We start from the raw sequence: 15,045 nt of genomic DNA, 5'->3' as shown, positions 1-15,045 counted from the left end.
ATCGGCTTTGCTTTTATCAATAATCAATCGACTATAATAAAACAAAGCCTGGGTCATCAAAGTGCCTGATCTTGATTAGTTTCCGCCCTTTGCTTGAAAGTGCTTATCGCATTCAGTTTATGCTTTCTCACCAATGATTCAATTTCTTCAAAAGATGCTTTTTCCTTTAGGAGCTTTATGATGCTTTCATGTTCGCGAATCGATTGGACTGCGCGTTGCGGCACCATGGTGAACATGGACTTTCTGACTCTATTCATTCTTTGTTGTGCTTGTTTGATTTCCTCCATTAAAAAGGAGTTGCCGCACTTTTCATAAATTTCCGCATGGAAACATTCGTTTAATTTACCAAACAGCTCTAATTCAAAGTTATGGAGGGCTTTTTCCATTTCATTGTTTAAATTAATTAGATTTTCAAAATCATGATCATTCATGGTTAAAGAACTGAGTGCAGCTGCATATCCTTCAAGCAGAGATAAAACAGAAAGAGTTTCAATGTATTCGCTCTCATTTATGCTTGTAACCACCGCTCCACTATAAGGCTTATATTGAATAAGGCCGTCAGATTCCAGTTGCCTGATCGCTTCCCTGACAGGAATCGGACTTAAACTAAGTTCTTTTGCCGTTTGATCGATAATGATCCGCTGTCCAGAACCATATGTTCCATCCAAAATTAATTTACGAAGGTGCTCATAAGCTAGTTGCTTTTTGCTGGGGTTTTTGCTTTTCTCTTCCATATTTTCATCATATATGAAATCATATATGATTGCAATCGATTTTCATTAAAAATCATATATGATTTTCCACATGCTTGTTTTGCATATATGGATGATCTGTGCCTATGAATAAAGAAAATCCGGCAGCCCACCTTTTCCTTTACAATGGTGAGGTGAACTAAGATGCAATGTCCCGCCTTCTTCACGTATCGAAATATAATCCAACTAAAAAAAACCTGCAGACTCAGTCTGCAGGTTTTTAATAAATTAGGCCATTTTTGAATTAACGAATGAATGTATTCTTTCAACGGCTGCTTCCAGCAGCTCCAGAGAAGTTGCATAAGAGAGTCTGATGTTATCAGGTGCACCGAACCCTGAACCTGGAATAACAGCCACTTGAGCTTCTTCAAGCAACGCAGTCGTAAAATCTTCGACATTGCTATACCCTGTTAATTCAACTGCACGTTTAACGTTCGGGAATAAATAAAATGCCCCTTGTGGTTTAATGCAGCTTACGCCTGGAATTTCAACCAATTTATCATAGATTTTATTCAAACGGCCTTCAAATGCTTGACGCATTTCCTCAACAGGCTCCTGTGTACCTTCATAAGCCGCAATCGCACCATATTGAGCGGTTGTGGTTGGGTTGGATGTGCTATGGCTAGCAAGGTTCGCCATTGCTTTAATGATGGATTCATCACCGGCTGCATAACCTATTCTCCAGCCAGTCATCGAGTGCGATTTAGAAACACCATTGATGATGATCGTTTGCTTTTTCAATTCAGGTGAAATCTCTGCAATGGATGTATGTTTAGCATTTCCATAAACCAATTTTTCGTAAATTTCGTCGGAAACGATCAAGATATCATGAGCCAGGCAAACTTCCCCGATAGCCGCCAATTCTTCCCTGGAATAAAGCATGCCCGTTGGATTGCTTGGAGAGTTGATGATAACCGCTTTCGTTTTATCGGTAATTGCTTGTTCTAATTGTTCTTTCGTGATTTTATATTGATTTTCTTCCGTACCGACTATATAAACCGGCTTACCGTCAGCAAGCTTGATTTGCTCAGGATAGCTCACCCAATATGGTATCGGAACAATGACTTCATCTTCTTCATCCAGGATAGCTTGAAACAATGTGTACAGCGAGTGCTTTGCACCTGAGCCAACTGCAATTTCAGACGGTTTGTAATCCAAGCCCTGATCACGCTTCAATTTAGCCGCAATTGCTTCTTTTAACTTCGGCAGACCAGCGGATGGCGTGTATTTAGTTTGACCTTCATTCATGGAAAGAAGTGCTGCATCTATGATATGTTTGGGCGTATTATAGTCTGGTTCACCTGCACCCAAACCAATTATATCTAAACCTTGGGCCTTAAGTTCCTTTGCTTTTGCCGTAATGGCCAATGTTGTTGATGGCGTTAATGACTGAACACGGTTCGCTAATTTCATTTTAAATTTATCCTCCATTCTAAATGCTTCGATAATACTTTAGCCATTCCCCAGTTTTAAAATCATAATAGTCATAATTAAAGCGCTCGGATTCATCAAGATACGTTACTTCCCAAAGCGGGACGTTCTTTTCCATGCCTAGCTTAACCGAAATGATTTTTTGGGGATTTAGCTTTTCTTTGACAATGTTCATGATTTCTTTTTTTGATTTACCATCTTTATAGTTTTCCACTACTATTTCTTTCTTCTTGTCCTCAGGAAGCCAGACTATTTTTTTAGCCCCTTTTTCCCCCTTACCAATGATGACAGAGTATGAATCCTGCCCATTATAAAGGTAGAATTCTTCCATGGTAACAAGGCCGCCCTCTTCCTTTGCCTTTTTAAAAGCCTCATTACCAGCCTCTTTTTTAGGCTGCAACGCTTTAATATATGCCCCGCTGACAAATCCGATAAAACAAAGGACTAGGATAGAAGCAATAATCAACCATTTTTTCAAAGCTGCTTTTCCTTCTTTCTATGTACGATAAATTGTAAATATCGCTTTTTCTTGATCTTGGGAATCCAATGCCAGACCGAACATCAAATCATCTTTTTTCAATGTTCGGTTCAAGGAATCCACAATTTTATACAGATCAGGAGAATGTTGCAACCTGACTGTTGAAATTACTTCGATTTTACTTTCCATGAAAATGCCCCTCCATTTTAATAAATTGTCAACAATCACTGGTATGAATAGGATTTGAAGGCTTTACCACCTATCACATTATACCAGTTCAGTGGTTATTTTTCTTTATAAATTCATAAAAATTCCTGGATTAATGAATTATCAAGATCCTTTAAATCCACTCTTCTATCATTTCAGCCATTTCTGAAATAGTGCCTTGGTGCCAGTCCACTTTCGGAATGGCCTTTTGAAATTCAGTTCCATATTTAGCAGTGATGATACGGCGATCAAGTATAACCAAAATCCCTTTATCTTCTGGAGTCCGTATAAGCCTGCCGAAACCTTGTCGAAACCTTAATAGGGCTTCGGGTAATGAATACTCAGAGAATGGATTGCGCCCCTGCTTCTCGAGAAGTTGGCATTTTGCAGCTGTCACTGGTTCATCCGGTGGCGAAAAAGGCAGCCTGACAATGATTAAACAAGATAAATCCTCGCCAGGGATATCGACGCCCTCCCATAGGCTGGTTGTCCCAAACAGGACCGCTTTCTCGAAGTTTTGGAAATTCCTGAGCAGCCTCATCCGGCTTCCGCCAGAAATCCCTTGTGCAAACAGGGTGAACTCATCCAGAACACCACAATCTTTGACCGAATGATAGGTTGCCCGCAGCATTTCATGCGAGGTGAATAATACCATCATTCTCCCTTTCGCTGCCTGAGCGGCAGCAATAATATGGTTTGCCGCGGTTTCGGAGAATTCCTCCACCGATAAACAATTGATATCTGGTAGATCATTTGGAACGAGTACCTTTACGAGTTTCTTATAAGGAAAGGGTGATGGAAAACTTGCTGTCTGCATAGGCTCATTCTCTAATCCGAGTTGTTCCTTAAAATACTTAAAAGAATCCTTCACCATAAGGGTTGCCGATGTCATGACCACACTTTTTTGGCGCCCGAAATAGGAATCCCATAGCCGTTTACTGCCTGCAATCGGCTGAACCGTCAAAGTCACCCCATGCTGAGGTGCTGCATTCGTATAATCAAGCCAATAAATATTTTCTTCATGCGGCTTGATGAAAAACTCATGCAAGGAGTCCCTGGTATCCTGTAAATGTCCAAGCAGCACCTCGATATCATTCAAGTGAAATAATGAATTTTTCCCTAATGGGGACTCATCATTCAATAAAAGGGCCAATCTTTTCTCTAACTCCGTGATGATGTATCCTAATAAATCCACCAACCGCTCAGCGACAAGAATCGCTTTTCCCCATCTTCCGTCATCTATTTTGAATGAAAGCCGTTTTGGACTTACAGAACGTGAAAGTTTATCCGCCTGATTGGAAAGGTAATAAAAAAGCTGTTCGAATTCATACGAAAAATCACTAAGCTTCTGATCCAATTCATGTGAAGATCTCCCGTCCGTCAGTCCGTTATTCAAAAGCATCCTGTCCAATTTATATAATAATTGCTTTTGATCCGATGTCCCCAGTCTGTTCAAAATCGTCTTCACCGAAATGTAATTAAGCCTGCTCCCAAGCTGTTTGGATGCAGCCTGTTCCAAATGGTGTGCTTCATCGAGAACCAAATACCCTTTTTTGGGAATCAAGGCGTCTTCCGTAAGAAGATCCGTCATTAAAAATGAATGGTTAGTAATGATGATATCCGCCTTTGCAGCTATTTTTTTTGCCCGTTCAAAAAAATCCAATTCAAGCCAGGGCTGTTTTAAACCGGCGTATGTAAGACCATCACTTTGAAGCCTATTCCAAAATAGCTGACCGCCGCTTGTAAGGTTCAATTCATCTTTATCACCTGTTACGGTCTCAGTAAGCCAAACCAATATCTGCATTTTCGTTAAGGCCGTTTCATAATTATCTTCCTTTTCACGCAAAGCCCTTTCGAACTTTGCCAAGCTCAAATAATTGCTTCTCCCCTTCAGTAAAACAGCTTGAAAGGTAAAAGGAAGGATTTTCTTAAGCTTAGGAACCTCGTTTTGAAGTAGTTGGTCCTGCAACTGAAGCGTATACGTCGAAACGACGACAGGTTTTTGATGTTTTTTTGCAAAATAAACGGCCGGAAGCAGATAACCTATCGATTTACCAATACCGGTTCCAGCTTCAATGATTGCATCCTGGCTGGTTTCGAAAGAATTGTGAATCAGGTTCATCATATCAAGTTGTCCGCTTCTTGCTTCGAATGCAGGGAATGCACTTTGGAGCATGGCTATTTTTTCCTCATTGTCGAGCGGGAATTTAGACCCCGTGTCTTTATGATCACCTTCATGTTCAGCCTTTTTAAAGGCAAGGCCCCTATAAGTAATTAGATCAGGTGAATGGACTTCTGCTTTAGCAAGTTTACTTGCAATGCAAGCATCTATTAATTCGGAAACCTCACTTTGTAAGGAATAAGATAATCGATACAACTGTTTAAGTGTCATGACTGGAAGATTCATCAGCTTTTTTTTCAATTCCAACAATAATAAAGCGGTGGCATATGCATCACTATCCGCTTGATGGGGCCTGGAATGATCTAGGTTTTCCTCTTTAGCCAGCTGGTGCAGCTTATATCCATCGGATGTTGGTTTTAATATTTTCGCTAACTCCACTGTATCAAGGGTGGAACCATAAAACGGCTCAAACCCGCATCGCACTAGTTCTTCCTGTAAAAAAGATAAATCAAATAAAACATTATGGGCAACAAAACAAGCCCCTTCTATAAGCCGGGCAATATTTTCTGCAACATCTTCAAAGTCAGGTGCATTTTTTACCGTCTCGTTGCTTATTCCGGTCAATTCTTCAATAAACAAGGAAATTTCCTGTCCAGGGTGGATGAATGTCGAGTATTCATCCACGATTTGGTCATTCTCGATGACCACTCCAGCAAATTGAATAATCCTATCTCCTTTTTTCGGAGAATTCCCTGTTGTTTCCAAATCGACCACTACATATCGTTGCATCATGAATTGTACACCTCAAACTTCGCTTTCTCCACTTCCTGATGGAATTCTCTTATCTTTTTTATACCATAATAATCGTAATAAAGGAAACAAGCCGTTCATCAAAAGACGAAAAGGGCCGGCACCTATATGCATGTTTCATGCACATGTGCCGGCCCTCCGCTTACATGATTGTAGCTGCAGGTTCGTTTGAAATTAAATCAATGATTTTATTGTATTCATCCATGATCGCAACTTTTGGTCTGTGATCTCCCAGTTTATCCTCAGAAACCATCACATAAGAAATGATTATCACGATATCACCCGGCTGCACCAGTCTAGCTGCCGCTCCATTCAAACACACGACACCGCTACCCCGTTCACCCGCAATCACATACGTTTCAAGCCTTGCACCATTATTATTATTCACGATGGCTACTTTCTCATTAGGCAAAATCCCCACCGCATCTATTATATCTTCATCAATCGTAATGCTGCCTACATAATTCAAATTAGCTTCAGTTACCCGTGCACGGTGGATTTTTCCATTCATCATCGTTCGAAACATCTCAATTCCCCCTGATCTTATGATTCATTCTATATATAAGGTGATATTATCAATTAGTCTTGCATGCTTGAACTTTACAGCCATTGCAATGATGATGTTTCCTGCCAGTGATTCAAGTGGTTTAAGTTCCGGGTATTGATAGACTTCAATATAGTCAATCACGCCACTTGTTTGGGCAGTAATATGTTCACTAATTAGAGCCGTGACGGTAGCTGCATTTCTTTCACCTGATTCAACCGCCTCTTTGGCCTTCAATAAACTTTGGTACAGCTCTTTAGCCTCCATGCGTTCTTGATCTGATAGATTCACATTTCGCGAACTCTTCGCTAACCCATCTTCCTCGCGTACGGTATCTACAGCAACAAGCTGGATAGGGAAATTGAAGTCTTTGATCAGTCCATCTATCACGGCGACTTGCTGGGCATCCTTCTTACCAAAGTAAGCTCTATCGGGAAGGATGATATTGAAGAATTTCGTTAAGACTGTCGCTACACCATCAAAGTGTCCAGGCCTTTGTCTCCCGCATAAAACATCCGTCCTGCTTTGGACAACAACTTTCACAGAAGGTTCTTCACCGTACATTTCATGGACTGTTGGATAGAAGAGATAATCCACTCCGCCATTGGCTGCGACATTTTCATCCCGTTCCAAATCCCGCGGATATGTTTCAAAATCCTCATTCGGTCCAAACTGCATCGGATTTACAAAAATACTCAATACCACAATATCATTTTCTTTGCGGGCCTTTTCCAAAAGGGTTGCATGCCCCTCATGCAAAAACCCCATTGTCGCTACATAGCCAATGCTTTTGTGATTGTTTTTTTCCTCTCTAAGTGCCAATTGTAAATCAGCTGCTGATGTAAAAGTTTTCATCTTTTTCCTCCGTAAAGTTCAGAAAGCTGCTCTTCCTTCATCGTGAATGTATGTTCTTCCGACGGAAAATCTTTAGATTTCACTTCATTCACAAAGCTTGTAATCGATTGCCCAATCAGTTCATTTGCATCTCCATAAACTTTTACGAATTTCGCTAGCCGGTCTACCCCATACTTGATGACATCATGGTAAACGAGGACTTGACCATCCGTTTCTGCACCTGCTCCAATTCCAATGGTTGGAATTTCGAGGTTCCGTGTGACGAGTTCCCCCACTTGATATGGAACACATTCAAAAACTACTAGCATCGCCCCTGCCGCTTCACACTTTCTCGCATCTTCCAAGAGTTGTGCTGCACTTTCTGCATCTTTTCCTTGCACTTTATATCCTCCCAGAACGCCGACGGATTGAGGAGTCAAGCCAAGATGGGCTACAACCGGGATGCCTGCCTTTGTCAATGCTGATATTTTTTCAACAACATCATCCGCTCCCTCGAGCTTCACGGCGTCCGCATGACCTTCCTGCATGATCCGGGCTGCATTCTTCAGTGTTTCATCCATAGATAGGTGATAGCTCATAAAGGGCATATCCGTCACGACAAATGTATTTGGTGCCCCGCGTTTTACTGCCTTTGTATGATGGATCATGTCATTCACCGTAACTGGAATCGTTGAGTCATAACCCAATACGACCATTCCTAAAGAATCACCGACTAAAATCATGTCTACACCTGATTGTTCGGCTAACTTTGCTGACGGGTAATCATAAGCCGTGAGCATGACAATCTTCTCTTGATTTTGTTTCATCTTCAAAAAATCTCCGGACAATTTCATTACGTTTCCTCCTTTTAATGGAGGAGATGAAAACATCAGCGAAAACTGGTGTCTATACATTCATGCGCAAAAAAAGGACTGACTAAAAAAGTATCTGTTTCGCTACGAAAAATGGCATGAAAAGCCACAATTCGATCAAAAAACAGCACTTAGCTTTTTAGTCAATCCCTTTGTTTCATCAGAAGTTTCATCCCTCCGTCCCAGTCCAGTTCTCTGGATCAAGGCAGATTTTCAAATAATTTGGTATTTATGGGGGTGCAGTTCACATGAGATACTGCCCACTTGCATTATATCAAGCAAAATTGAAATTTTCTATTTAATTTTCACGAATTTGACAAAAATCTACTGAATTTCAATATCAGCAGAATATATCGAATGTACGGTACCTTTTCCGTCTTCGAGAAGTAAAACGCCTGAATCCGTTATGCCCATTGCTTTTCCGATAATCGTGTCATTAACGGTACTGGCTTTGATTACCTGTCCAAGACTGATCGCATAACTCTCCCATAAATCCTTTATAGGCATGAACCCTTGATCTAAATAGAGTTCGTACAGATTTTCAAGACGAAATAATGCTCGTTGAATGACCTTGGACCTTGAAATCGTCCCTCCACTTTCTATGAGTAGGGAGGACGCTTTTTCCTGCAGTTCTTCAGGAAAATCCTCCAATTGCTGATTGATATTCATTCCAATTCCGATAATGACAGAATGGATTCTATCTGACTCCGCCTGCATCTCAGTCAGGATGCCCACCACTTTCTTGCGATTCACCAAAATATCATTCGGCCACTTTATCTGCGGCTTCAAATCAGTGGTATCCTCTATAGCCTGAGCTACAGCGACCGCGGCCAATAATGTAAGTTGTGGCGCCTCATGAATCGGAATTTTCGGTCTTAGGATCAGACTCATCCATATCCCGCTGAATTTTGGGGAATGCCAAGATCTCATTAGCCTTCCTTTGCCGGATAACTGCTCCTCGGCAACGACGAGGGTTCCCTCCTGAACGCCTTCATTTGCTAGTTGATGCGCAATTTTTTGAGTGGATTCAACAGTTTCCTGATAATGGATCATCTTGCCGATCGTTTTTGTTTCCAAGCCAAGTTGTATTTCGCTCTCGGACACTTTTTCCGGCGCCGATATGATCCGGTAGCCTTTTTTCCTAACAGCTTCGACATTATATCCTTCACTGCGCAGGTCTTCTATATGCTTCCAGACCGCTGTGCGTGAACAGCCAATGTATTCAGCAATTTCCTGACCGGATATAAACGCACCATCCGCTTTTGAGAGGGCTTCCATCAGCTTTGTTCTTAACTCAGATTGCATTTCACCAGCCACCTCTTAATTTCTTCTTTATCATTTCTTAATTCTTCATTCAAGACAGCCTTCAATATTTTTTCCAAGTATTCCTTGACCCATGGACCTGGCTTTTCTTGATGCCAAATCAATAAATCCGTCCCCGTGACGGCAAGATCCGACATTTGTTTTATAATAAGTTCATTGTAGCGTTGGTGTGCATTCTCTTCAGCATCCGATACATTCCCGGCATTCAGTGCAGCTCTGACTTTAGCAGCTTGTACCGTTATGCCATGACCTGCCTGAAATACATCGATGGCTGATGGTTCCTTACTCTTCACCAGCTTTATCGTACGTTGAACGTTTCTTATAGTTTTCAATGGCAGCTTCCATGCCCTCAAAGCCTCTTCGATTTCTTGATCCTTTGTGTGAATCATGATGATAGACCATATTTCTGCCGCATTCAGTTGATGGAGCGGCAGGTTCAGTAAGTCCATCAGATGATCTTTTTTACTTGAGAATAGAGGCAGGTATTGATATAACCCGCTTTCCAGCAAGAGTGAGAAAGCCTTTATCTTATTGGATCCGGCCGCTAGTTTCTCAAATTCAACCAGGATTCTTTCGACAGCGATTTCACTGATGTTCTGAGCATTCTCTTTAAGGGAATCAAAGGTTTCTTGATCCAATTCAAAATCAAGTTGACTGACGAACCTTAAAGCACGCATCATTCTCAATGCATCTTCATGAAACCTTTCATGCGGGTTACCAACCGTGATAATCCTTTTTTTTGCCAAATCGCGCTTACCATTAAATGGATCGATGATCTTTCCGGTCTTATCCATTGCTATTGCATTCATGGTAAAATCTCTTCTTTGCAAATCTTCGGTCAAAGAACGGACAAACTTTACGGCATCGGGCCTGCGAAAGTCCGAATACCCGCTTTCCGTTCTAAACGTCGTAATTTCGTATGTACCCGTATCCGTAATGACAAGCACTGTACCGTGGTCGATTCCGATATCAGCCGTATTAGGAAAAATCCTTTTGATTTCCTGGGGTGTTGCGGAAGTAGCGATGTCCACATCGTTTATTGGCCTGCCAAGGATATAATCCCTTACAGAGCCGCCAACGAAATAAGCCTCATATCCCGCTTCTTCAATCAATTCCAGAATGGGTACTGATTTCAAGAATAATCGATCCATCAGCGTCTCCTCCCTATTCCATGGATTTACCTTCAAGTGCTTGAATGTAGATGGCTTCATACTCTGACATAATCGTATCACTATGGAAATCAGTATTGGCCCTTTCCAGCGCAGCTTCAGAAAACCGTTTATGCAAACTCGGGTCGCTTAAAAGTCCAACCGCTTTTTCAGCAACCATTTTGACATCTCCCAATTCACAAATATAACCAGTCTCCCCATCAACGATGACTTCAGGTATTCCCCCGATATTCGTCCCGATACAAGGAACTCCACATGCCATCGCCTCGAGCAGCACAAGTCCGAAACTCTCTTTTTCCGATAACAGGAATATCAAATCACTGATTGAATATAATTCCGCAAGGTTATCCTGCTTACCAAGGAACAAGACCGCATCATCGATTCCAAGATCTTTAGCCAATTTCAATACGGTTGTCACTTCCGGCCCGTCTCCTACGAGCAGTAGCTTTGCAGGCATTTTCTTTTGAGTTAAATAAAACGCCTGGATGACATCTTTCACTCGCTTGACCGAACGGAAATTCGAAACATGTATGATCACTTTTTCATCTTCCCTGATTCCGTATTCATCCTTAAGGTAATCTGAATCGGATTTATGGTACTCTCTTTCATCAATGAAATTATAAACGGTTTTGATTTCCTTATCCGGCGCGATTAATTCGTGCGTTTGCTGAACAAGGGAATTAGATACTCCTGTAACGACATCTGATTGCTCTATGCCGAATTTAATCAAATTGGTCAATGAGGGATCCTGGCCCAAAACGGTGATATCCGTACCATGCAGTGTCGTTACGATCTTTACTTCATTACCTGACATCTGCTTTGCAAGGATCGCACAAACAGCATGTGGAATTGCATAGTGAACGTGAAGGATATCTAATTTCTCCCGTTTTACGACATCCGCCATCTTGCTCGCAAGCGCCAAGTCATATGGCGGATATTGAAAGACTGAATATGAGTTCACTTCAACCTGGTGATAAAAAATATTACAGTACATCTTATTTAAGCGAAAAGGGATGCTTGAAGAAATGAAATGTATTTCATGTCCTTTTTCTGCAAGCATCTTACCTAATTCAGTTGCTACGACACCAGAACCCCCAACTGTCGGGTAACAGGTAATTCCAATTTTTAATTTCATAAGATTATTATTCTCCTAACAAGTCGGCATCGATCAGTAACGGTTTTTTTGTCATGAATCCCTCCGCAAAGGCGACACCCACTTCTTTGCCAAACATCCGCTCCCGTGCCTCTACAGTCTCGATATAGCCATTAACTAACGGTGTTTCTACAGATACCTGACTTTTTTCGAATTGGCTCCCATATGCCCTAAGGCTATCCAGCTTTTTCGATATTGTAGACGTGATATCCACGACGAAGTCCGGTTTGTGAAACCCATTGATCATATAATAGTGCATATTTTGGATACGATGGGAATCCAGACCTTCTTCTTCCATATACTTTCTTACTCCTGCCGAAAAAACTGCTTCCTCGACTAATTTGGCACAGTTACCATGATCGGGATGGCGATCTTCCAAAAATGGTGCAAATACAAGTGCAGGTTTATATTGGCGAATGACCGTGATGATTTGGTTTATGTATTCCGCCTTCATGTATAGTCCCCTGTCGGGTAGATCAAGGGAAATCCTCTTCACCCCAAGGATTTCAGCAGCCTTATCGGCTTCCTCTTGCCGCAGTGGAACGGTTCCATTGGACGACATTTCAGCTTTTGTCAAATCACAAATGACAATTTTCCTGCCTTGTTGCACATATTTAGCGATTGTGCCACCCATACCGATTTCAACATCATCAGCATGTGCCCCGAAAGCCAGGATATCTATATTACTTTTGTTTATCATTTATCTCACCTTGTTTTTGCCGTAGTTTTAGCCAGTCCATATACCCATGTTTCAAACCTTGTATGAGCACTTCTGCAGTGCCCATATTTGTTGCCAAGGGAATTTCATATACATCTGATAGGCGGATAAGCGCAGATACATCAGGTTCATGCGGCTGTGAAGTTAAAGGATCGCGGAAAAATAGGACCATGTCCATTTCCCCGCGTGCAATCATTGCACCTATTTCCTGATCTCCGCCAAGAGGTCCTGAATGAAAACGATGGACAGGCAGTGATACTTCTTCCATGATTCGTTTCCCAGTCGTACCTGTTGCAAATAATTCATGCTGCTCAAATACATCTTTATAGGCTGTAACAAATTGAATGATATCTTCTTTTTTCATATCATGGGCAATTAAGGCAATTTTCATCGTAAATCCTCCTGATCCCTATTCAATAATATTTTCCAAGCCGTATACAAGAACATCCAATTTCATGACGGTATCGACAGCAAGTTTGACTCCTGACATGAAGGAAGCTCGATTAAAGGAATCATGCCTAACCGTCAATAGCTCTCCATCACTTCCGAAAAGCACCTGTTGATGGGCAACGAGTCCCGGTAGACGGACACTGTGGATGTGCATGCCATCTACATTTGCACCTCTTGCCCCCTGGATGGTTTCTTTTTCATTAGGGTGCCCCTGTTGTTTTGTTTCACGTACCGCTGCAATCATGTCTGCCGTTTTGGAAGCAGTTCCAGAAGGTGCATCCAGTTTTTGATCATGGTGCATTTCTATGATTTCCACATCCGGGAAATACTTTGCGGCCATTTGGGAAAACTTCATCATCAAAATGGCGCCAATTGCAAAGTTTGGCGCGATGATGCAACCAATGCCTTTTTCTTTTGTCAATGAATCCAGCTTTGCTAAATCTTCTTTTGTAAAACCAGTCGTTCCCACTACAGGGCGGATGCCATGATTAAGTGCCGTTTCGGTATGGAACATGCCCACTTCCGGTGTGGTCAAATCGATCAATACGTCTGCCTCTACAGAAGAAAAGCATTCATTTATATCAGAAAAAACCGGTGCTTCAATCCCGTGAAAACCTTCTATCGCGGAAAGGCTTTCCCCGTTATACTTGCGATCTATGACAGCTGCCAATTCAAACCCTTCTGTACTATGTACAAGCTTCACCGCTTCATTTCCCATTCTGCCTCGTGGACCTGCTACAATCACTTTCACTTTACTCATCTTTACCTTCCTCCTCCATTTCCTCTTCTTTTCTTGTCCATCTATCTTTATCGCGGGTTGTGAATTTTTCCATGACCAAATCATGCGAGTTTTGAAGATCAATCCCTAAAGAATTGGCAAAACAAATCAACACAAAAAGCATGTCCCCCAATTCCGCTTCAATGGTATTCTCTTCCTCTGTCGCCTTCTTTGGTTTTTCACCATGGTAATGATTGACTTCCCTAGCCAATTCCCCAAGTTCTTCAGACATGCGGGCGAGCATGGCCAGAGGGCTGAAATATCCTTCTTTAAATTGTCCTATGTATCGGTCGACTTCCGCTTGCATTTGTTGGATCGTCTTTTGCTTTTCCATATGAGTCACCCATTCTTGATTTTCGTTTTCAAACATCATACCTTCTCCATGTTAGCTAAAAGTGAAACAGATGACAACAGATACGTTTGGAATCAAAATTGCCCATAGTTGGTTAATTAGTTATAATAAGTAAATTAATGCTATGCAAACCTTTGGAGGTATGGGACATGCTTTTGGGCTTAAAATTGAAAAACATCATATTTATCCTTTTTGGGGCTGGAATATTCGCTTTTGGCCTTGTGCATTTTAACATGCAGAACAACTTGGCCGAGGGCGGATTCACCGGCCTCACCTTGATTATATATCAACTTATCGGGATAAATCCTTCTTATTCTAATTTGATTTTGAATATTCCCTTATTTTTAATCGGGTGGAAATATTTAGGGCGCACATCTTTCTTTTATACGATTATCGGAACGGTTGGCCTCTCCGTTTGGCTATGGGTTTTCGAGAGATACGAATTCGAAATCAATCTCGGTAATGATTTGATGCTTGTGGCATTGTTTGCCGGGGTCTCGGTTGGTGTCGGGCTGGGCATCATTTTTCGTTACGGCGGTACAACAGGCGGAGTGGATATCATTGCCCGTTTTGCCCATCGTTATTTAGGGATGGGCATGGGTCGGACCATGTTCATCTTTGATGCCGTCGTCATTGGCCTGTCCATCCTTACCTACCTGGATTACCGGCAAGCGATGTATACCCTCGTTGCCGTTTTTATAGGTGCCCGAGTAATCGACTTTATGCAAGAAGGAGCCTATGCTGCTAGAGGTGCAATGATCATAAGTGACAAAAACAAGGAAATTGCCGAAAAAATCATGAATGATATGGAGCGGGGCGTAACTGTATTAAGGGGCTATGGGTCCTTTACACGCAATGACCGGGAAGTCCTCTATTGTGTTGTTGGGAAAAATGAGTTAGTCCGCTTAAAAAATGCCATAACTTCTGTGGACCCTCATGCATTTGTATCAGTCAGTGAAGTTCATGACGTATTGGGTGAGGGCTTTACCCTTGATGAGAACAAGAATCCCATTGAAAGGTGATCCATTGACTGTACATACCGATTGAATGCA

16 protein-coding genes are annotated in these 15,045 nt (G+C 41.8%); 1 reads left to right on the top strand and 15 read right to left on the bottom strand.

Translation table 11 applies throughout. From position 1 onward, the window contains the following. Positions 1 to 56 precede the first annotated feature (56 nt). The 15 genes from A6755_RS11575 to A6755_RS11510 all read right to left on the bottom strand — a co-directional run bounded on the left by A6755_RS11575 (position 57) and on the right by A6755_RS11510 (position 14,011). Positions 57 to 734, bottom strand: coding sequence for a GntR family transcriptional regulator (locus tag A6755_RS11575; RefSeq protein WP_063590707.1), 678 nt, complete (start codon positions 732 to 734; stop codon positions 57 to 59). Positions 735 to 980: 246 nt separating this feature from the next. After that, on the bottom strand, positions 981 to 2,165 hold the full coding sequence (locus tag A6755_RS11570) for a pyridoxal phosphate-dependent aminotransferase (protein WP_053535574.1): 1,185 nt from the start codon (positions 2,163 to 2,165) through the stop codon (positions 981 to 983). A gap of 19 nt (positions 2,166 to 2,184) precedes the next feature. Then, complete coding sequence (locus A6755_RS11565; RefSeq protein WP_063590706.1) at positions 2,185 to 2,661, bottom strand: cell wall elongation regulator TseB-like domain-containing protein; 477 nt, start codon at positions 2,659 to 2,661, stop codon at positions 2,185 to 2,187. Positions 2,662 to 2,679: 18 nt separating this feature from the next. Then, complete coding sequence (locus A6755_RS25710) at positions 2,680 to 2,850, bottom strand: YpmA family protein (protein WP_065310840.1); 171 nt, start codon at positions 2,848 to 2,850, stop codon at positions 2,680 to 2,682. Between the two features lie 151 nt (positions 2,851 to 3,001). Next, complete coding sequence (gene dinG, locus A6755_RS11560; RefSeq protein WP_063590705.1) at positions 3,002 to 5,782, bottom strand: ATP-dependent DNA helicase DinG; 2,781 nt, start codon at positions 5,780 to 5,782, stop codon at positions 3,002 to 3,004. Positions 5,783 to 5,942: 160 nt separating this feature from the next. Continuing rightward, positions 5,943 to 6,326, bottom strand: coding sequence for an aspartate 1-decarboxylase (gene panD / locus A6755_RS11555; protein WP_063590704.1), 384 nt, complete (start codon positions 6,324 to 6,326; stop codon positions 5,943 to 5,945). A gap of 24 nt (positions 6,327 to 6,350) precedes the next feature. Beyond that, a complete protein-coding gene (panC, locus tag A6755_RS11550; protein ID WP_057276302.1) occupies positions 6,351 to 7,199 on the bottom strand; it encodes a pantoate--beta-alanine ligase in 849 nt (282 codons plus the stop codon). Next, positions 7,196 to 8,032 (bottom strand): 3-methyl-2-oxobutanoate hydroxymethyltransferase, encoded by an 837-nt coding sequence (gene panB / locus A6755_RS11545; protein WP_053535578.1) that lies wholly within the window; start codon positions 8,030 to 8,032, stop codon positions 7,196 to 7,198. Before panB ends, panC begins: the two co-directional genes overlap by 4 nt. 342 nt (positions 8,033 to 8,374) lie before the next feature. After that, on the bottom strand, positions 8,375 to 9,355 hold the full coding sequence (locus A6755_RS11540) for a biotin--[acetyl-CoA-carboxylase] ligase (RefSeq protein ID WP_063590703.1): 981 nt from the start codon (positions 9,353 to 9,355) through the stop codon (positions 8,375 to 8,377). Next, entirely contained in the window at positions 9,340 to 10,524 is a 1,185-nt protein-coding gene (locus A6755_RS11535; protein WP_063590702.1) for a CCA tRNA nucleotidyltransferase, read from the bottom strand. Before A6755_RS11535 ends, A6755_RS11540 begins: the two co-directional genes overlap by 16 nt. A 13-nt stretch (positions 10,525 to 10,537) precedes the next feature. Beyond that, complete coding sequence (bshA, locus tag A6755_RS11530; RefSeq protein ID WP_063590701.1) at positions 10,538 to 11,677, bottom strand: N-acetyl-alpha-D-glucosaminyl L-malate synthase BshA; 1,140 nt, start codon at positions 11,675 to 11,677, stop codon at positions 10,538 to 10,540. Between the two features lie 7 nt (positions 11,678 to 11,684). Beyond that, positions 11,685 to 12,395: a bacillithiol biosynthesis deacetylase BshB1 gene (gene bshB1, locus A6755_RS11525; protein ID WP_034307949.1), complete on the bottom strand. Its 711-nt coding sequence runs from the start codon at positions 12,393 to 12,395 to the stop codon at positions 11,685 to 11,687. Next, positions 12,379 to 12,804: a methylglyoxal synthase gene (locus A6755_RS11520; RefSeq protein ID WP_048681639.1), complete on the bottom strand. Its 426-nt coding sequence runs from the start codon at positions 12,802 to 12,804 to the stop codon at positions 12,379 to 12,381. Before A6755_RS11520 ends, bshB1 begins: the two co-directional genes overlap by 17 nt. An 18-nt stretch (positions 12,805 to 12,822) precedes the next feature. Further along, the gene (dapB, locus tag A6755_RS11515; protein ID WP_063590700.1) at positions 12,823 to 13,623 is read right to left on the bottom strand and encodes a 4-hydroxy-tetrahydrodipicolinate reductase; all 801 of its coding nucleotides are present in this window, start codon (positions 13,621 to 13,623) and stop codon (positions 12,823 to 12,825) included. Continuing rightward, the gene (locus tag A6755_RS11510; protein ID WP_223255836.1) at positions 13,616 to 14,011 is read right to left on the bottom strand and encodes a nucleotide pyrophosphohydrolase; all 396 of its coding nucleotides are present in this window, start codon (positions 14,009 to 14,011) and stop codon (positions 13,616 to 13,618) included. The genes dapB and A6755_RS11510 overlap by 8 nt, the downstream gene beginning before the upstream one ends. Before the next feature lie 131 nt (positions 14,012 to 14,142). On the opposite strand from A6755_RS11510, the gene A6755_RS11505 reads away from it, so the two are divergent. After that, the gene (locus A6755_RS11505) at positions 14,143 to 15,015 is read left to right on the top strand and encodes a YitT family protein (protein WP_034307964.1); all 873 of its coding nucleotides are present in this window, start codon (positions 14,143 to 14,145) and stop codon (positions 15,013 to 15,015) included. The last annotated feature ends 30 nt before the right edge of the window (positions 15,016 to 15,045 follow it).

Origin of the sequence: Peribacillus frigoritolerans, assembly GCF_001636405.1 — a bacterium.
GTDB lineage: Bacteria > Bacillota > Bacilli > Bacillales > DSM-1321 > Peribacillus > Peribacillus frigoritolerans.
Note: the sequence above shows the minus strand (reverse complement) of the source record. Positions and strands in the feature narration are given on the sequence as shown.